The sequence below is a fragment of the Brasilonema octagenarum UFV-OR1 genome (assembly GCF_963888615.1).
Lineage (GTDB): Bacteria > Cyanobacteriota > Cyanobacteriia > Cyanobacteriales > Nostocaceae > Brasilonema > Brasilonema sennae.
This window is the reverse complement of sequence record NZ_CAWPKW010000303.1, coordinates 1-18156: the sequence shown is the minus strand read 5'-3', so window position 1 is coordinate 18156 and position 18156 is coordinate 1. Positions and strand designations below refer to the sequence as shown.

Genomic DNA, 18156 nt, shown 5'->3' with positions numbered 1-18156 from the left:
GCCTAATCTTCAACAGTCTTGGTTCTAAATAAGCGCATTCCGTTCGCAGTCACAAGCAGGGAAGTTCCTGTGTCTGCTAAGACGGCGATCGCTAACCCAACAAAACCAAAAGTCCCCAACAACAAAAACAAGCCTTTTGTTACCAAAGAAAAGACGACATTCTGTTGAATCACTAAGACAGTACGGCGACTTAAATCCACTGCATAAGCAAGCCGTCTCAAGTCACTCCCAACCAGCACCACATCTGCTGTCTCTAGGGCAATGTCAATTCCACCAACTGCAAAGCTAATATCCGCAGCTGCTAAAGCAGGAGCATCGTTAATACCATCTCCTACCATACCTACCACCCCAGAACCACGCATTTGTTCAATTGCTTGAAGCTTGTCTGAGGGTAAAAGTTCTGCTCGATACTCTGTGATTCCTACTTCTTGGGCAATCTGCTTAGCAACAGCAGTGCGATCGCCCGTTAGCATCACCAACCGTTTTAACCCAAAGCGCTTGAGCTGTCGCACCGCCTCCGTTGCTTCTAACCGCAGTCCATCCGAAAGCGCGATCGCTCCCAATAATCCTTCTTGAGTCGTCCCTATCAGCACCGGGGTTTGACCGAGTTGTTCAATTTCAGCCAACAGAGATTCAGCAACAGCCGACAAACCAATACCAGAGTCTGTGAATAAGCGTCGATTGCCAACAAAGTATAAAACTTCACCAAAGTTTGCCTGAATGCCTTTACCAGGTAACGCTGTGAAGTTAACAGGTGTTTCTAAGTCTATCCCTTCTAAGCGAGCATTTGCCACAATTGCCTTCGCTAGTGGATGTTCTGAGAGTTGTTCCAGTGAAGCTGCAATCTGTAATACCACATTTGTACTTACGTTCCCAAGGTCATAAACTTCCTGCACAACGGGTAAACCTTGCGTAAGGGTGCCAGTTTTATCAAAGGCAAGGCTAGTCAGACGTCCGGCTGTTTCCAGTGCATTACCTCCTTTGAATAATACCCCCTGTCGGCTTGCAGCACCAATAGCGCTGACAATTGAAACAGGAGTAGAAATGACCAAGGCACAAGGACAGGCAATTACGAGCATCACCAGCGCCCGATAGAGCCAAACGTTAAAAGATTGGGCAAATGCCAAAGGTGGAATGACAGCAATGGCGATCGCGATCAAAATTACAATCGGAGTGTAAACCTCTGCAAACCGATCCACCCACTGCTGCGTGGGAGCACGGCTTCCTGGGGCTTCTTCTACCAAATGAATAATTTTGGCAACGGTCGTATCATTAGATGTATGAGTGACTTTAACTTCTAAAAAACCTGATTGATTCAACGTCCCAGCATAAACCGTATCGCCTCTTTCTTTATCTTCTGGGATTGACTCTCCTGTAATCGGGGATTGGTCAATAGCGCTTGTACCAGAAATCACTACGCCATCCAACGCCACACGCTGTCCTGGTCGAATCGTCAAAATTTCCCCCACTTGAACATTTTCAACGGGTACTCTCACCTCCTGATTTCCCCGCTTAACCGTAGCAGTAGATGGAGTCAAATCCATCAAGGCGCTGATAGCATTGCGCGTGCGACCAAAGGTAAAAATTTGCAGCGTTGTACCTAAAGAGAACAAAAAAAGGACGAGCGTTCCTTCAAACCAGTCCCCTAAAATCACTGCCCCAATAACTGAAATCGTCATGAGCAGATTCATATCGGCGCGGCGCAAACGCAACTCAAACAAACCAGCCCGTGCAATAGGATAGCCAGCAATGACGATGCCAATGCCATAAAAACCTCGTGCTATCCAGACGGGAAGCGCTAAATATTGCGCCAGTAAGCCCAGAATTAACCCTACTCCCGCTAAAATTACGCTCTGTCCCCGACGGTTACTAATCCAGAATTTCCAGTCTGCTGGATCGCGTTTTTGAGTCGGTTTGGCGACTGGATGAGCGTGGTTATGGTCATCGCAATCGTCGTGGGTGTTATGGCGCTCACTTACCTCAAGACTCTGCTCAACCGTATATCCCAGACCTTTAATTCGGTCATAGATTGCTGCTTCACTTATTAGTTGCGGGTCGTAGGATAGTTGCAATCGTTCAGTGGCAAAGTTAACCGATACATCTGTTACCCCTGCCATTTGCTGCAAGCCGACCTCAATCGTCTTAGCACAACTGCCGCAATCCATTCCGTTTACTTTCACTTGTAGCTTTTTCGCACAAGCCACTTCAACGTGTTCGTGGTCATCATGTTCGTGGTCATGGTTGCCAGAACAGGAATGAGAGTGATGGTGCGGCTTGACCTCACGACTCTGCTCAACCGTATAACCTAAAGCTCTAACCCGGTCATAAATTGCCGTCTCACTAAGGATCTGTGAATTATAGGATACTTGCATTCTTCCCGTAGCAAAGCTGACCGATGCTGACAAAACGCCTGCTATTTGCTGCAAGCCAACTTCAACTGTTTTGGCACAGCTGCCACAATCCATCCCTCCGATTTGTGCCTGTAGCTTTTTAGCAGGTGCCACCTCAACATGGGTGTGGTCGCTGTGACAACAGTGAGTGTGATTATGCGGCTTTGCTTCATCACTCAGTTTAACCGTATAACCTAAAGCAGTTATGCGATTTCTAATTTCAGTTTCGCTCAAGAGCTTAGTGTCATAGGAAACTTTGACTTTTGCAGTTGCAAAACTTACCGAAGCTTCCGTTACGCCGCGCAATGAAAGCAAACTGGCTTCAATGGTCTTGGCACAGCTTCCACAGTCCATGCCATCAACTTGTAAAAGCTGAGTCTTGAGGGAAGGGGTTTGAGTCATGGCAGCTAAGGAGAAAGGACTAGAAAGTTAACTGCCAATATTCTAATACAACAATTGAGTAACTATTCAATTGTACAATTGTTATTATTTTAGGTACTATTGAAATTGAGAACCATTTTCTACCAAGAACACCATGAACAAGCGCAAGACAAAGCAAGACTTGGATAATCTCACTAATTCTGATGCACCAAAGTGTGACACTCATGTGGTACATCTAGAGCATGTACGCTCCTCAAAAGTGCAAATCCTGCCAACAGACAAGGCACAACAGATGGCAGAAGTTTTTGGGGTGCTGGCAGATACGAACCGTCTGCGCCTTCTTTCAGCTTTGTCTTCCCAAGAGTTGTGTGTTTGTGATTTAGCCGCATTGACGAAAATGACGGAATCAGCCGTTTGTCATCAGCTGCGATTATTAAAAGCGATGCGTTTAGTTAACTACCGCCGGGAAGGTCGAAACGTCTATTACAGCTTGGCTGACAGTCATCTTGTCAACCTGTATCGCTGTTCGGTAGAACATTTAGATTCGTCAACATCCTCAATGGTTTGACCTGCACCCTGGTTCATGTCAGGTGTTATTGGCTGGGCGGCGTCTCCAAGTAAGGTAACACGCTGGCTACTCCATGAGCTTCTGTCACTTTCCCTAGATAAAAAGCTATAACCCTTACTAGACGTACAACAGGTGCTGTTACAGTGCAAACATTCTTTACCTCGGAGGAACGTCAGCAGTTCAAAGCGATTTGCAACGACGCTGGCAAGCAATATGGCTCATGTCTTGCGTGTGCTGGCTTTGAAGTGGATGGAAGAAAAGGAGGACAATAATGGTCAGCCCTAAAATGGATACCGTAATTACACCAGAAAGAATCGAATTACCTCCTGGTGCTGTCTTGAAACTCTTGGGAAACTGGCAAGACTACCAAAGACTGCAAAGACAGTTAGGTGATCGCACTATACCTCGTATCAAATATCGACATAATGAGATTTTGTTGATGGCTCCTTTACCTGAGCATGGGAAAAAGGCAAGTTTACTTGCATTAATAGTGACAACTCTACTTGATTACTTAAACCGAATATACGACTCATTTACACCCATCACCATGAGCTTGCCAGAAATCAGTGGTATTGAACCTGACTATTGCTTTTACATTGAGAATTGGCAACAAGTTCAGGGTAAAGACCGCATCGACTGGCAGAACGACCCTCCCCCCGATTTGGCAATTGAAGTAGACGTTACTAGTTATACAGATATCAATGATTATTTGCCTTATCGAGTGCCAGAGGTTTGGCTGCTAAAGAATAACCAGTTATTAGTTTATAGATTGCAGGGTGAAAGTTACGCACTTGCAGAAAGCAGTTACTTTCCTAACGTTTCAGAAATTGTACGGCAATGTCTTCTAATTGCAAGTGAGCAGACAACAAGTGAAGCAATAAGGTGGTTAAAGAACTTTTTGCAGTGAACTACCCAACACCAAACTGAGTACAGTTATGGTGTGGGCTTCTGGTACACTTTTTATCAGCAAAAAAATATGCCCCCACCCCCCATTACCTGTTAAAGGTTTATCATATAAATATTTTAAAACTATGCCCCTATAACAATTGCAATTTGATGCTCTTTAGCAGTTTAAAAAACCCTGTATTTGCCAGACTTTACTCAGCTCAAACCATAAGTCTGTTAGGTGATGCCCTGACCTGGGTTAGTCTAGCCCTGCTTGCCTTTGAATTAGCTGGCGAAAAATCCGCCGTTGTGCTTTCCAGTGCTTTGACGCTGCGTGTTACAGCGTTTGTATTACTCTCACCCCTGGCGGGAGCGATCGCAGACCGCTTTGATCGCAAGCGCATCATGGTCACAACCCATTTAGCGCGAATGGTGATCGTTGGACTGCTTCCGTTTGTGATCGCTGTTTGGCAAATTTATGCCCTCATTTTTGCGCTTAATGTCTTCAATGCCTTCTTTACGCCAACCTATAAGGCAACAATCCCTCAAGTAACAGGGGAGAATGACTACCCACAAGCAATCGCCCTTTCCAGCGCCACCTACCAACTACTATCGGTGCTTGGTCCCGGTTTGGCAGGGGCTGTTGCGGCTTTTATCGGGGCAAGACAGGTTTTCTTCTTAGATGCTTTCAGCTTTATCGTTGCAGCTATTTTAATCTTCACCCTACCAGGTCAACTGAGAGTCAATCCAAAGGAGCAACCAATAAGAACACCAGGCAGAACATGGCAGGATATTAAAGAAGGGACAACCCGTCTATTCGACGATGCGTTGATTCGCTACGCCCTGGCGATGCAGCTGGTCGCGTCTATTGCTGGCGCACAAATTCTGGTAAACACCGTTGGTTATGTCCAAGGAATACTCAAATTAGGGAATGTCCAATACGGCTGGGTGATGGCAGCTTTTGGCATCGGGGCGACTCTTTGTGCCGTAGTGATTGGTGCCTTGGATAGACGCATCGGACGGACAACGTTTGTGCTGATGGGAGCAACCCTCATCACTGTTGCGCTATTGCCTGCTAACAATGCAAGTTTAGCCTTGCTCATCGTTCTTTGGGCAGTTGCAGGAGTAGGGCAAAATATGGTGGACTTACCTACCCAAACCTTAATTGCTGACCGTATTCCCAGGACGGTACAGGGGCGGGTTTACGGGGCACACTTCGCTTGGAGTCATTTGTGGTGGGCAATCTCTTATCCGCTGGCTGGATGGCTAGGAAGCCACTTTACGGAAAACGAATTCCTTTACGGCAGCTTGGTTGGTTTAGGGCTGTTGGGCGTAGTACACCTTACCCTCTCACCAAAAGCAGATGAAAATGAACACGTTCATGAAAGCCTTTGGCATGAACACGAACACATCCACGATGAACATCATCAGCACAATCATCACTCAGGAATACCAATAAGAGAACCTCACACCCATCCTCATCCACATAAACGCATGCGCCACTCACATCTTTATTCTATTGATATCCACCATCCCGCGAAGTAAAGCCACACCAATGATGACACCCGATCCATTTGCATCTAATTCAATTTCAGATGATCAATCGACAGAGAATTAATAAGAAAAAGTATTTACGGAGTGGGGTTGGAGATTCCCCCAACGCACTGCCTCGGGAACCTCCAAGGGCGGACTGCCTCACCGCCAACCAGGTAATTCCTCGAATCCCAACGAGTGGGTGAAGGAAGTCCTATTTTTTCCAGGATACAAGCTGCTAAAAAATCTACCGCACAATTGAAACAAGTCTGTCAAACACTGCCAAGACCTCCGTTATCCTTGTGGGATGCTGAGTACGGTTGCACTAGTTTCGTCAAACAGACTACTGACATTGCCACCAATAAATTGTTCTTTGACTTTTGACTTTTGCCTAGCAGCACTACGCTTGTTCAGCACCAGATCGCCCGTTTGGAACGACAAACGAAGCTAGAGTGCTGATACTTGCATTCGGTTCACGAATCGTGGAAACAATCCGGTAGTCACTTTGCCAAGTATTTTGTGTCAGATGACAACGCACATAGCCCCGGTTTTTGCCGTCGAAGAATTTCGTATGAGGATTGGCGCTTAAAGCTGCTACAGTTGGGGGAATAAAAGTTTCAGGGAAATCGGAAGAAATTGAGGTACCTACGAACTCAGTGCCAACAGTGGGAGAGTTTGGATTATTGAAGTCCGTTTTTAAGTCGTGTACCCAACTCGAATGAATGTCACCAGTAATGACAACTGGATTGCTGGGTTGCTGTTGTTGTAGAAATTTCAGGAGGCGATCGCGTGCAGCTACATAACCATCCCACTGATCCAAATTGAAAACTTCTTGCCCTGGACGCGCATCAAAGTTATATTGTGCCATCATAGTTTGCTGAGCAATAACATTCCAGCGAGCTTGTGATTTGCTCAAACCTCGAAATAGCCACTGTTCTTGCTTTGTGCCAGTCATAGTCGCATTTGGATCAAAAGCTTCAGAACAACGAGGTTTTAAACCATCATCGCAAGGTTGATTGCTGCGGTACTGACGGGTATCTAGCACGTTAAACTCAGCTATGTCGCCGAAAGTGAAACGCCGATAGAGCTGTAGATAGGGACCATGAGGCAGGGATAATCGACGTAGGGGCATATGTTCGTAGTAAGCTTGGTAAGCGTTAGCACGACGTGTGACAAACTCCTGTTGACTTTGATTTTCTTCTGGAATCAAGCTGGCGTAGTTATTTTCTACTTCATGATCGTCCCAAGTGACTATCCAAGGAAAAGCAGCATGAGATGCTTGCAGGTTGGCGTCAGTTTTGTAAAGAGCATGACGGTTTCGGTAGTCAGCAAGAGTGACGATTTCAGGACTATTATGTTGACGTGGACCTCCAGGTTGTGGTCCATACTCATATATATAGTCGCCCAAGTGAACGACCAAATCTAGCTCCTCTTTCGCCAAGCCCTGGTAAGCCGTGTAGTAACCGTTTTGCCAATCCTGACAGTTGACAAAGCCAAAGCGGAACTGAGCAACACGGGTATCGCGTGCTGGTGCTGTACGGGTACGTCCGATGCTGCTGACTTCATTACCTGCCTTGAACTGATACCAATACCAACGATCAGGCTGCAACCCGCCGACTTCTACATGGACAGAGTGTGCAAATTCGGGGGTGGCGATCGCCGTACCCCGTCGCACAACATTTCTCATGTTTTCATCCAAAGCGACTTGCCACTGTACTGGCACATTCACAGACGGCATTCCACCACCATTTAACGGTTCTGGGGCTAGCCGCGTCCATAGCACCACACCATCTGGTAAAGGTTCACCAGAAGCAATCCCAAGACTGAACGGATAACCAGAAAAACTAGGCTGTGCAACAACTTTGTGAGTCCATTGACTGGCAATGACACTTGCACTCACACCAAGAGTACCAATCAGAAAGCGCCGTCGCTTGTGTTTAGTAGCCAGATCGCGAGCAAACTGAAAACGTTCCATATGTATCCTTGTTGGAGATTGTTGAAATACAGGGAAAACTAAAAGCGGGATAAAAACGGACTCATTGCCAAGTTGATCAAGTTTTGAGACAGCACATTGTTCGTGCTTGAAGTACAAGGGTGACGTCAAAAAGCCACACAGAAAGACCTTTTTACTTCTAACTTCCGACTTTTGTGGCAAGATTAACTTATCAACTGAGTATTAACTAGGTTTTAAGAGCTTATTAATTTTGAGATAAGTGTTCAGTTCCTAAAGCTGACACCAGGAAGGTGCAAAAATCATTCGCCCCAAACGGGCGGGCACTCTATGCCATTGCGTGATTCACATTTACTCAAGTCGAACACCGAAATTTGGATGAGGTGGGAGTATCAAGTTGCTCTGGTAATCTCTCATCCATTCTCAACAATCATCGGGTTGCCTTACCAACATTACGAAAATACAATATTTATAGAGTTCACTTTTCGCAATAAGCATCTGCTGGCAGATACTCAGTATGGTGATTTTTGAATTGTCTCAAAAAAAATTTTAAAAAAAGGGGGTGAGGGGTCTTGACCCTCAGTCCGAAAGTGCTATACTATGTTATGTAGATGCACCCTGATGATCTGGAGAGCTACCCAAGTGGCTCTCTATTTTTTTTTATCCCCTTTTTGGGTTTGGTGTCCTCTGAAGAATTTCTGAAAAAAAAATAAATGAGGGGTCTAGCCAATCACCCCCTTTATGTATTAGTATGATATACAAAGATGCACCCTGATGATCTGGAGAGCTGCCCAAGTGGCTCTCTTTTTATTTGTTTAATAATTAATTATTAGCGATAAATGGCTGCTACTTTGTCAAGAGTTTCAAAAATGAAAGTAGAACCAAAAGCTTGGTATAATCACCATTGACAAGAACTCAGAATGCAGAACGCCACAAGCAAAAATCTGGCGCTGTGATCAAACAGGGGAAAAACAATGGCAGACTGGCAAGAAATTAGTGGTGGTATCACAGCACCTAGAGGGTATCGCTCAGCAGGAATTAGAGCAGGGTTGAAATCTTCAGGATTGCCCGATTTGGCTTTGATAGTGTCAGATGTGGAGGCGATCGCCGCAGGTGTCTTCACCACCAGTCATGTCAAAGCTGCCTGTGTGGATTATTGTCGTCAAAGCTTGCAAGCAAAGCATAGCGCCCGTGCGATCCTTTGCAATGCTGGACAAGCCAATGCTGCAACTGGTCATCAAGGCTGGTTAGACGCTTTAGAATCAGCAATGGCAGTAGCCCAAGCACTCAACATTCCCTCAGAATCTGTGCTACTCGCTTCCACGGGTGTGATTGGGCAACGTATTCGTATGGATGCACTCAAAGCAGGAATTCCGAAACTCGTTGCAGAACTGAGTGAAACAGGCTCAGATGCAGCGGCTGGTGCGATAGTTACCACAGACTTGGTGACAAAATCTATTGCTTTAGAGACAATGATGGGCGATCGCCCAGTACGAATTGGAGGTATCGCCAAAGGTTCCGGTATGATTCATCCCAACATGGCAACAATGCTTGCCTTTGTGACTTGTGATGCAGCTGTGTCTCCCACTCTCTGGCAACAAATGTTGAGTCGCGCGGGAGACAGAAGTTTTAATTCCATCACTGTTGATGGGGATACGAGTACTAATGATAGTTTAATTGCTCTTGCTAACGGTCAATCGCGCACCCCAGCAATAACTGAAATGGGCGCAGAAGCAGAAAAATTAGAGGCGATGTTAACAGCAGTGTGCCAGCATTTGGCGAAGGCGATCGCCCGTGACGGTGAAGGCGCAACTTGTCTTATAGAAGTGCAAGTCACAGGGGCGCAAGATGAACAAGCAGCCCGTCAAATTGCCAAAACCATTGCAGGTTCTTCTCTTGTCAAGTCTGCCATCTTTGGACGCGATCCCAACTGGGGACGTATCGCCGCAGCCGCCGGACGTGCGGGAGTTCCTTTTGAGCAAGAAAACCTGAAAATAAAGTTAGGAGATATCTTGCTGATGGAGAATGGTCAACCATTACCATTTGATAAGAAAGCTGCAAGTGAGTATTTGAAACAAGCAGCACAAGGCGCGTACCTCAAAGAAGATACCGTGTTAATTTCCGTTAGTATTGGCACTGGTTCTAGTTCAGGTAAGGCTTGGGGTTGTGACTTGAGTTATGACTACGTGAAGATTAACGCCGAGTACACGACTTGAGGTATGGAAATTGTCTTTTGGAAACGTTTGCTACAAGAATTAGAAGCAGCGAACGCATCTGGTGGTTTTCAGCAAATTTGGATTGAAACCGTCAGTGTTTTGAGCGAAGCTGTCAAGCTGTACGAAAGCAACGGGTATCAAAAAGCAACAGGTGTAGAAACAGCTCGTTGCGACAGAGTATATGTCAAATTGCTTCATTAAAAAAGCCTGGTTTCCCAGGCTTTTGAGAAGTTAGGAACTACGTCAATTCCTCAAGAGGTTGCCAAGAACTTCGGCAGAGGATTACCACCGTTTTGACCAACAGCCGGGATTTCCAACAGAGAATCCGTAGCTTGCGTGGTACCGTCTTGTGTTTTGACGTTGGGGTCGATGGTGACGGAGTTTTGGTTTCCTGGATGTCCATTAGGAATAAACAGTTGCGGGTGGTCGAAGGGCGCTTTTTGATTGCGGACTCGCTCATCAGTCAGCCCTTTCATAAAAGCAACCAGCCCCTGTTTTTCCTCAGGTGTTAGATTCAGCGGCGGGAGTCCACCAAAGTCGCCGCCTCGATTGTAAAAATCAACCACTTGCTCCAGAGTTGACTGACCACCATTGTGGAAGTAAGGAGCAGTAAGTTCTATATTGCGAAGTCCTGGTGTTTTGAAGGCTCCGTCTGCAGTCACCGCTTCGTTGGGATCAAGCGGGGGATTGAGTGTAGGGGGGTCTTCGCCGAGGAGCTGCTTAAATTTCCCCTGCTGAGCTAGCCGGACTTCCGACAAGGGATTGCCTTGACCATTACCATTCAAACCGTCATTACCACCCAAACCGGGGTCTTCGCTGGAAGGTCTGACGCCGATGCTAAAGAAGCCACTGTCTTCAGGACGCCCACCAGCTTGCACAGGCGCACGTCCGATTCGTCCCCTTTGAGCGACGGTACTTACTGAAGCGGCGGTCAATTCCGATCCTGCGTGGCAGGCAATGCACGTACCCTTGTTTTGGAAAACGTTCCATCCCAGCTGCTGCTGTGCCGTCAGAGCGCCACTGTTTCCAGCTAAGAACTGGTCAAATGGTGTCTCAGCAGAAACCAATGTTGACTCGTACGCCTGAACTGCCAGCCCAAAGAAGAGCGAGAAGTTGTACTCTGCTAGCGTGAATTCGTTGGTGTTCAACTTGCCCTTTTTGCGCGAGAAGGTTCGCCTACCGGTTTGTGGGTTAATTTTGATAATCATATCTGAATCCCACCACTCCGGCTTGAAGGCGTCCTGGAGCAACGCCTGGTAGGACTTTTTCAGACCTGGTTTAGATGAATAGGCACTGGAGTTGCTTAAAGAACCTAAAACACTGTCATCATAAGCTACAATCTGCTTGGCAAGAGGCTTTAAGGCAAGGAACTTCTTACCGAGCTTCCTACCCACCCTTCTGAAACGCTTATTATTGGACCCAGGAGATAGTCGGCTTGCCTGCTCATCGCTGTTGGTAATATTTTCCAAGACCTCCGCATCAACGGTATTGTTAACAGTCCGACCTAGGGTGTCGAACACCTTAACCGTAGTATCGTTTCCAGATAACTCAATTCTCAACGGCGTGGTGACATTGGTTAATTCAGCTGACGTCTCCAAGGAATTCTCCGGTGGTCCCACCGCCTGTGAAGCCAGTGAGGAATTATTGAGACTAACTTGCACATCTTCCAGTCGTTTTCGGTGAACTGCTTTCAAAACATAAGCATTAGAGTCTCTCAACCCCAAGGGATTTACCCCGTTGAAGGTGTTTTGAGCCAGTCCGTCCCAGAAGTTCCGAAAGTTAAACACTGCGTTGATCACTGATGGTGAATGCCGGGGCGTCACTTGACGCACGTTCGTGCCATTCACATTGAAGACTTGATCCTTCAAAGGCGTCACTTTGTCCTTGTCACTGCCAGGATTAACGTCAACAAATCTTGCCCTAAAGACCCCTTGAGAGCCAGCAACATCATTATTGTCAGAGACAACGGTCGAAGATATGTCATCTGGGTTTGCTAGCTTATGAAATGGGTAATCTGCTGCCGTCAGCTGGTAGTTCGGACCTTTTCCCGGAGTGAAAGTCCTATCAATGAAACCTGGGCTGATTTGGTTTTTGGATCTGCTGTCTGCTCCAGCATTAAAGTGACAACTAGCACAAGACTGGATGCCATCGTAGCCAAGCTGCATATCCCAGAAAAGAGACTTTCCTAGGGCGATCGCAGCTTTTTCATCTTTTACGAAATCCGTCAGATTCTTTGGTTTTGGAACCTCTATCCCACCCAGGGGAGGTGGTCCATTAACCTGCGCTGATACACTATGTCCGGCTAAGATTGCAGCCATCACTAGTGCAGCAATTGTCGTGCTCTTTTTTATTTGTGTGCTTTTTAACAAATTGGATACTAAGTGGGTCAGTTTTTTTAGCATCCCCGCTGCCCAAATGGCAATCATTTGTGTTACTTCTAAAAGCGTTGATAACACACTGATAAACGGGAAAGCAAAACCATCCCTTTTCCTTGTTGCCTTTTCGGTGTCTTTCGACTTCTCTAACTCAGGCAAGCCGCTATAGCTATTTTTTCTAGCATGGCTCATTTCTTTTTCTGTTTTTCTGATTTTTTGCCAACATTTGAGTCAATTTATGCTGTAGCTCTGTTGCAACCATTATGTATGTGCTGCTTTAAACAGGGTTTCTAAAACTTAATTGAAGCCATACGAAATAAAATATGGCTTTAGTTATTGTTCCGGATCACTCAGCAATTTTACGTAAAATTTCAATAAAATCATACATTGTTTACATTTAGCCACTTTTATATAAAGTATTGGTAAAGTAGCCATCATGAACTGCGTACACCCTAGTGGGAACGGCCACGCCTTACGGTGAGACCAGCGCTCTTGGTAGGGTTTCCAATGCCAGATATCTACGGAGGGTTTCCCTCCTATGTCCTGAGCCCTTCGGGGAAGCCTAGATGAAAAACTGGACACAAAATTTTAAAGGCTTACTCAACCTTTTTCTACAATCCAACTGCCCTCTTTGTCAGCGTCCGACCTCCCAGGAGTTGTGCCAAAAATGTACCAGACAGTTGCAAAAATGTTACCTAAAAGACCCCAGATATCTGTGGAAAGACCCCCTACCAGTGTTTGCTTGGGGGCATATGGCGGTGTGCTTAAAGGGGCGATTGCGCGGAGCGCAGACGCCTGCATGCGTATCGCTACAATGAAATACGAAAATCAACCCCAAATTGCCCGTCCTTTGGGTCAATTGTTCGGAGAAGCATGGCTATTACATTCACCCATGTCCGATAGAGTTGTGGTTGTTCCCATCCCACTGCACCTCAATAAGCAAAAAGAGCGTGGATATAACCAAGCTGCATTGATAGCACAAAGTTTTTGTGAAACGACTGGTTTGAAATTGAAACAAAATGGTTTAGAAAGAGTGCGAGCGACTGAAGTACAATATTCTTTATCAGCCTGTAAGTACAGCGTTTCATAAGGCACTTACAAAGAAAAAAATATCCAACCTTGTTTCCCGCCCGAAGGGCGGGAAACAGCCTAAACCCGTTAACTAGTCGTAGTCCCGTTGTTGTTCGCGTAGCGTGCCCGAAGGGCTTAGGTTGGATATTTTTTTTATTGGATCTCCCTAAATTAGGGTTGGAAATCTCAAATTTCATGTTGGGTTGCGCTGTGCTCCACCCAACCTACCATAATTAAAATTCCGACCCCTTCAAGGGGTCGGAAATCAAAATCGTGAGCGTACTGAACACTGCTCATTCCAAAAGCGAATTCCGTACCTCATTTATGGTGGGCTGTACTAAGCGAGCAAAGAATTTATCTCAAGCTTTTACCTTGGATTGAGGTTTGCTAAACAACTGAGCTAAACGATGGGGTTGGCGATCGCGCCAATTTCCCTTACCGTACGCATACCCCGCAATTAACGGTAACGCCACAGTCGCCTCTGAAAAGACCATCTGTTCGGTAGCTTTATCTACCTTGCCCCAAGAATGAGCTTCTTTGAGGGTGGAACCAGATAAAGCTCCATCCCTCTCATCAGCGACGGTGACTTGAATTGTATACTTGTGCATACTGGTTTCAAATCCCAGTAATTCTGCCGCTACCACTGTATCCTGGGCGAAGTTTTTCGGTACACCGCCACCAATCATGAATAATCCAGTGTAGTTGGAAGCGAGTTTGCACTGTGTCAACTCCCGGAAGTCGCGCACGGAGTCAATCGTGACATGAGATTCTGGGGAATTCCATTGGTGATGGACAAGTCCAAACCCAGCAGAACAGTCGCTAAAAGCCGGAACAAAAATTGGAACTTGGTGTTCATAAGCCGCTTGGACTACAGATTTACCATAGTTACCACGGCGTTGTAGATAAGCGCCCATTTCCGTAATAAATTCCCGTGAGGAATAGGGACGCTTATCTAAAGTTTCGGCGATTTCTGCGATCGTCATGTCACACACCCGCAGTTGATCCTCATCAATGTAGGTGTCATATATGCGGTCAACCCGTTCTTGTCTTAACACCTCATCATCAGCAAAAGGATCGCCCACATAATGGCGATAACCCAATGCTTCAAAAAAATCTTGGTCAACGATGTTAGCACCGGTAGAGACGATCGCATCTACCATATTGTGAGTAATTAAGTCGTGGACGACTTCCTTTAGCCCAGCGCTAAACAAAGAGCCAGCTAAACACAGAATAATCGTGCATTCTTTATCTTGCAGCATCGCGTCGTAGATTTTTGCTGCACGTCCCAAATTTCGAGCCTGAAAAGCCGTCTTACCCATTGCTTCCACCAAACCAACGACATCGAAAGCTTTAATGTCAATTGGTTCAACAGTCTGTTGCAAAAGTTCTTCACGATTCATGGTAGATTCTCCTTGCCATTGATAATAAACATTACACGGTCCGTATTGCGACTATAAGGCTAGTCTTGCCTTGCTACTAGGCGCTTCACAGTGGTCATACCAGGACATACCCGGATCAGACTGCCGTCTTTTGTTTAATCTGACATGCAAACCCCAGACACTCATGGGTTGGATGAGACAACTAATCAATTTTGTTACTTATAACTTCTCAGACACGACAATTTTTTCAGTATACTCCAGAGTACACTAAACTAACCAAAAATTTTTTAAGAAGAACACATAGGTTAAAACCTACCAACTCACCAGTTTGCCTCCCCGTAAATAAAGCAATCTAGAGACGTAGCCCTTCGGGTATCTCCTCCGGAGACGCTACGCGAACGGCAGTTGCTTCTCCCAAGGGGAGACGCAATCATGCGAACAAGTCGGGGAACCCGACGGCACAACCTTCAAGTCGGCATAGCCGCCCAACGGTGTGCCTCCCCAACGCACTGCCTCACATGCTACGTCTCTACAGATCACCAAATCTTACCAAAAATCCTTAACTGAACCGTATTGGGGCTTGTATGCTTTTTATCATCAATCCCCGGTGAGTTCTGAGTTGTTTCATTTAGTCAAAACTCCTTCAATTTTCTCAAATGCCCAATCGATTTCATCTTGAGAAATAACAAGAGGTGGGGCAAAACGGATGACATTATCTCTTGTCTCTTTGGCTAATAATCCCTGTTTGGCTAACGCCTTACAAAAACGTCTGGCACCACCAGCTTCCGGGTGTAATTCCATCCCAATGAGTAAGCCTTTACCGCGTACTTCCTTGATATGTGAACTTTTGATAGATTGTAATTTCGTCTGAAAATATTCTCCCAAAATAGCCGCTTTTCCTGGCAAATCTTCGTCCAGAATGACATCAAGTGCGGCGTTCCCAATTGCAGCAGCTAAAGGATTTCCTCCAAAGGTACTACCATGATCTCCTGGTTGAAAGACACTCATCACTTCGTCAGTAGAAATGAAAGCAGAAATTGGATAAAAGCCACCGGATAAGGCTTTTCCTACGGTTATACCATCTGGTTTGACATTTTCATATTGATGGGCAAACATTTTGCCTGTTCTTCCCAATCCAGTTTGAATTTCATCAAAAATTAGTAATACGTTATGCGATCTGCAGATTTCTTCTGCTTGTTTTAAAAATCCATTAGGAGGAACAATAATACCTCCTTCTCCCTGAATTGGTTCTACCAAAAATGCAGCAGTGTGAGGAGTCATCGCTTTTTCTAATGCTTCAGCATCACCGAAAGGTATGACTTTAAACCCAGTTGTTAAAGGTCCAAATCCATCTTGATATTGTTCTTCTGTGGAGAAACTGATTAAACTAATAGTCCGTCCAGAAAAGTTATTAGTACAAACGATAATTTCTGCCTGATTTTCAGGTACACCTTTGACTTTGTAAGCCCATTTACGAATTGCTTTGATCGCAGTTTCAACCGCTTCAGCGCCAGAATTCATGGGTAACACTTTTGGCAAGCCAGAAATTTTAGAAAGCTTTTCGTAAAATCTTCCCAATTGGTCATTGCGAAAAGCCCTCGAAGTGAGTGTTACTTTTTGAGCTTGCTTGATCATAGCTTCCAGAATTTTGGGATGACAATGACCTTGATTGAGTGCTGAGTAAGCCGAAAGAAAATCTAGATATTTTTTACCTTCTATATCCCATACCCAGACCCCTTCTCCTTTGGTTATAACTACATCTAAAGGATGGTAATTATCAGCGCCATATTGCTGTTCTAATTCGATGTAATCCTCAGTATTCATTGTGTTGAAGTTGGGAAGTACCACAGTTTTATTCGCTGCTTGCATATTTGCTCCTAAAAAATTTATGTAGATATAGAGTTAGAAAACAGCCAAAAGGTCACGTGTTGAATGAGTTATTCAACCGCAGTAAACTGAATTTCGGAAAAATCCAGCTTCGTTCTTTATTTCGTATTTCCTAATTCCGGGTTGCTATTGACAAAGAGATTGAATGCGCAACTCTCTGGACTAACTTTGTGATGTCAAAGACAAGCGCTATTATGTGATGCTGATGGATTTTGTGTTAATATCTAAACAGCTAGTAAGTACTTATTGACCAGCCATTTGCTGTTTTTCCAGACAAGCAACTTGTGTAGGACATCTTGTGTCCTACAAGTGACGAAAAGCAGTTGTCCATTCTGTCTGAATGTGAAACTTTGCTGGCATAAGAATCAATAGTGTAAACGGTGACGTTATGAACAAGCCACAGGTGTTCTGACTGAGAGACTCTCGTCTGGACAGTTGTTGCCAAGTGCGGAGTTTGCACTCGTCTTTTTCCCTGACTTCTGGTGGCTAACCCACTAGAACTGACTTGTAAATTCAGTATATCACTGTTTGGTACGGTTCTTCTCGCTAAATTTTTACAACGGGAATCCCAGTACAAAGACTCATTTCTGAAACCATCGCTTATATATATGCGCTGTCTGTAAATTGCAAAGGCTGAAGAAAACCACTGCACACAATCTAAAAATAAGCGTTTTCGCGCACGGTTAACAGTGCCTACCTTACAAAAAATACTTTAGTAACTCAACTTAATTAAACGTATAGCCGTTGCTAGATAGGATGTTAAATGGAGATAGGGGAACAATTACAGTCACTCAACTTAATTAAACGTATAGCCGTTGCCAGTTAGATTAGAATATGAACTAATTAGAAAATACGGACATCACGAGATTTTCAACCCTGTTAAGCGTTCCCTGTTAAGCGTTAAGCGTTCCTTGCTATATGTCCTAAAGGAAAATGGTAGAAAACAAGTATTTAATTCGTTTAGCAAAACCTGATGATTTAGATGTCTTGGTTGAATTCAATCGAGCAATGGCACGTGAAACCGAGGACAAAGACCTCTCTATAGAGATTCTCACTGCTGGTGTAGAAACATTATTGAAAAATCCGATTTTGGGTTTTTATGTTGTTGCAGAAAACAAGAATAAAGTGACTGGTTCTCTGATGGTAACAACAGAGTGGAGCGACTGGCGAAATGGGATATTTTGGTGGATACAAAGTGTCTACGTTCACCCAGATTTTCGTCGTCAAGGGATTTATCGCCAACTCTATGAATTTGTCAAAGAAAAAGCTAGAAATCAACAACATGAACTAAAAATATGTGGTTTTAGACTTTATGTGGAACATCAAAATACTGTTGCGCAAAAGACCTATGAAGCTTTAGGTATGAAGGACACAGGCTATATTATATTCGAGGAACTTGAGTTGGGATGACCTACTTAATAGCTATGAATGCAACGCGCGTGTGACCTCACCCCGGTTTTGGCTGACGCCAAAACCGCCCCTCTCCTTATAAAGGAGAGGGGATTAAAAGGTTGGATAGG

Annotated in this window: 14 protein-coding genes and 2 pseudogenes; 9 read left to right on the top strand and 7 right to left on the bottom strand. The window is 45.0% G+C overall.

Features of this window, described 5'->3' with window-relative positions; genetic code table 11:
* Positions 1-2: 2 nt before the first annotated feature.
* Positions 3-2792 carry a heavy metal translocating P-type ATPase gene (locus AC5590_RS26570; protein ID WP_169266339.1) on the bottom strand — a complete coding sequence of 930 codons (2790 nt, stop codon included), beginning with the start codon at positions 2790-2792 and terminating at the stop codon, positions 3-5.
* A gap of 133 nt (positions 2793-2925) precedes the next feature.
* Here AC5590_RS26570 and AC5590_RS26565 point away from each other — a divergent pair, with 133 nt between their 5' ends.
* The 4 genes from AC5590_RS26565 (at position 2926) to AC5590_RS26550 (ending at position 5769) form a co-directional block, all read left to right on the top strand.
* Entirely contained in the window at positions 2926-3339 is a 414-nt protein-coding gene (locus tag AC5590_RS26565; RefSeq protein ID WP_169266338.1) for an ArsR/SmtB family transcription factor, read from the top strand.
* 143 nt (positions 3340-3482) lie between these two features.
* Positions 3483-3611: a hypothetical protein gene (locus AC5590_RS26560; RefSeq protein ID WP_256379282.1), complete on the top strand. Its 129-nt coding sequence runs from the start codon at positions 3483-3485 to the stop codon at positions 3609-3611.
* A gap of 14 nt (positions 3612-3625) precedes the next feature.
* A complete protein-coding gene (locus tag AC5590_RS26555; RefSeq protein ID WP_169266355.1) occupies positions 3626-4246 on the top strand; it encodes a Uma2 family endonuclease in 621 nt (206 codons plus the stop codon).
* Positions 4247-4395: 149 nt separating this feature from the next.
* On the top strand, positions 4396-5769 hold the full coding sequence (locus tag AC5590_RS26550; protein ID WP_169266337.1) for an MFS transporter: 1374 nt from the start codon (positions 4396-4398) through the stop codon (positions 5767-5769).
* Positions 5770-6051: 282 nt separating this feature from the next.
* On the opposite strand, the gene AC5590_RS26545 is transcribed toward AC5590_RS26550, so the two are convergent.
* Together AC5590_RS26545 and AC5590_RS26540 are read right to left on the bottom strand one after the other, a co-directional pair.
* On the bottom strand, positions 6052-6174 hold the full coding sequence (locus AC5590_RS26545) for a hypothetical protein (RefSeq protein WP_282453073.1): 123 nt from the start codon (positions 6172-6174) through the stop codon (positions 6052-6054).
* The gene (locus AC5590_RS26540) at positions 6158-7732 is read right to left on the bottom strand and encodes an alkaline phosphatase D family protein (RefSeq protein ID WP_169266336.1); all 1575 of its coding nucleotides are present in this window, start codon (positions 7730-7732) and stop codon (positions 6158-6160) included. Before AC5590_RS26540 ends, AC5590_RS26545 begins: the two co-directional genes overlap by 17 nt.
* Positions 7733-8038: 306 nt before the next feature.
* Here AC5590_RS26540 and AC5590_RS26535 point away from each other — a divergent pair, with 306 nt between their 5' ends.
* From AC5590_RS26535 to AC5590_RS26525, 3 genes and pseudogenes are all read left to right on the top strand, one after another.
* Positions 8039-8239, top strand: a complete 201-nt coding sequence (locus AC5590_RS26535) for a hypothetical protein (protein WP_169266335.1) — start codon at positions 8039-8041, stop codon at positions 8237-8239.
* A gap of 443 nt (positions 8240-8682) precedes the next feature.
* Entirely contained in the window at positions 8683-9924 is a 1242-nt protein-coding gene (gene argJ, locus AC5590_RS26530; RefSeq protein ID WP_169266334.1) for a bifunctional ornithine acetyltransferase/N-acetylglutamate synthase, read from the top strand.
* A 21-nt stretch (positions 9925-9945) separates the two neighbouring features.
* Positions 9946-10125 (top strand): annotated as a pseudogene (locus AC5590_RS26525) (GNAT family N-acetyltransferase); the annotation flags it as partial.
* Between the two features lie 50 nt (positions 10126-10175).
* Here the strand turns inward: AC5590_RS26525 and AC5590_RS26520 are convergent.
* A complete protein-coding gene (locus AC5590_RS26520) occupies positions 10176-12491 on the bottom strand; it encodes a cytochrome-c peroxidase (RefSeq protein ID WP_169266333.1) in 2316 nt (771 codons plus the stop codon).
* Positions 12492-12865: 374 nt separating this feature from the next.
* On the opposite strand from AC5590_RS26520, the pseudogene AC5590_RS26515 reads away from it, so the two are divergent.
* Positions 12866-13368 (top strand): annotated as a pseudogene (locus AC5590_RS26515) (ComF family protein); the annotation flags it as partial.
* A gap of 361 nt (positions 13369-13729) precedes the next feature.
* Here the strand turns inward: AC5590_RS26515 and AC5590_RS26510 are convergent.
* From AC5590_RS26510 to AC5590_RS26500, 3 genes are all read right to left on the bottom strand, one after another.
* Positions 13730-14770, bottom strand: a complete 1041-nt coding sequence (locus AC5590_RS26510) for a 1,9-bis(guanidino)-5-aza-nonane synthase (protein WP_169266332.1) — start codon at positions 14768-14770, stop codon at positions 13730-13732.
* A 603-nt stretch (positions 14771-15373) separates the two neighbouring features.
* Entirely contained in the window at positions 15374-16618 is a 1245-nt protein-coding gene (gene rocD / locus AC5590_RS26505) for an ornithine--oxo-acid transaminase (protein ID WP_282453072.1), read from the bottom strand.
* A gap of 250 nt (positions 16619-16868) precedes the next feature.
* The gene (locus AC5590_RS26500) at positions 16869-17096 is read right to left on the bottom strand and encodes a hypothetical protein (RefSeq protein WP_169266331.1); all 228 of its coding nucleotides are present in this window, start codon (positions 17094-17096) and stop codon (positions 16869-16871) included.
* 473 nt (positions 17097-17569) lie between these two features.
* On the opposite strand from AC5590_RS26500, the gene AC5590_RS26495 reads away from it, so the two are divergent.
* Positions 17570-18046 (top strand): GNAT family N-acetyltransferase, encoded by a 477-nt coding sequence (locus AC5590_RS26495; RefSeq protein WP_169266330.1) that lies wholly within the window; start codon positions 17570-17572, stop codon positions 18044-18046.
* Positions 18047-18156 lie beyond the last annotated feature (110 nt).

Coding starts and splice junctions, on each gene's coding strand:
- AC5590_RS26570 (WP_169266339.1), bottom strand. CDS start 2,792: ATGACTCAAACCCCTTCCCTCAAGACTCAGCTTTTACAAGTTGATGGC.
- rocD (WP_282453072.1), bottom strand. CDS start 16,618: ATGCAAGCAGCGAATAAAACTGTGGTACTTCCCAACTTCAACACAATG.
- argJ (WP_169266334.1), top strand. CDS start 8,683: ATGGCAGACTGGCAAGAAATTAGTGGTGGTATCACAGCACCTAGAGGG.
- AC5590_RS26520 (WP_169266333.1), bottom strand. CDS start 12,491: ATGAGCCATGCTAGAAAAAATAGCTATAGCGGCTTGCCTGAGTTAGAG.
- AC5590_RS26495 (WP_169266330.1), top strand. CDS start 17,570: ATGGTAGAAAACAAGTATTTAATTCGTTTAGCAAAACCTGATGATTTA.
- AC5590_RS26565 (WP_169266338.1), top strand. CDS start 2,926: ATGAACAAGCGCAAGACAAAGCAAGACTTGGATAATCTCACTAATTCT.
- AC5590_RS26555 (WP_169266355.1), top strand. CDS start 3,626: ATGGATACCGTAATTACACCAGAAAGAATCGAATTACCTCCTGGTGCT.
- AC5590_RS26510 (WP_169266332.1), bottom strand. CDS start 14,770: ATGAATCGTGAAGAACTTTTGCAACAGACTGTTGAACCAATTGACATT.
- AC5590_RS26535 (WP_169266335.1), top strand. CDS start 8,039: ATGCCATTGCGTGATTCACATTTACTCAAGTCGAACACCGAAATTTGG.
- AC5590_RS26550 (WP_169266337.1), top strand. CDS start 4,396: ATGCTCTTTAGCAGTTTAAAAAACCCTGTATTTGCCAGACTTTACTCA.
- AC5590_RS26540 (WP_169266336.1), bottom strand. CDS start 7,732: ATGGAACGTTTTCAGTTTGCTCGCGATCTGGCTACTAAACACAAGCGA.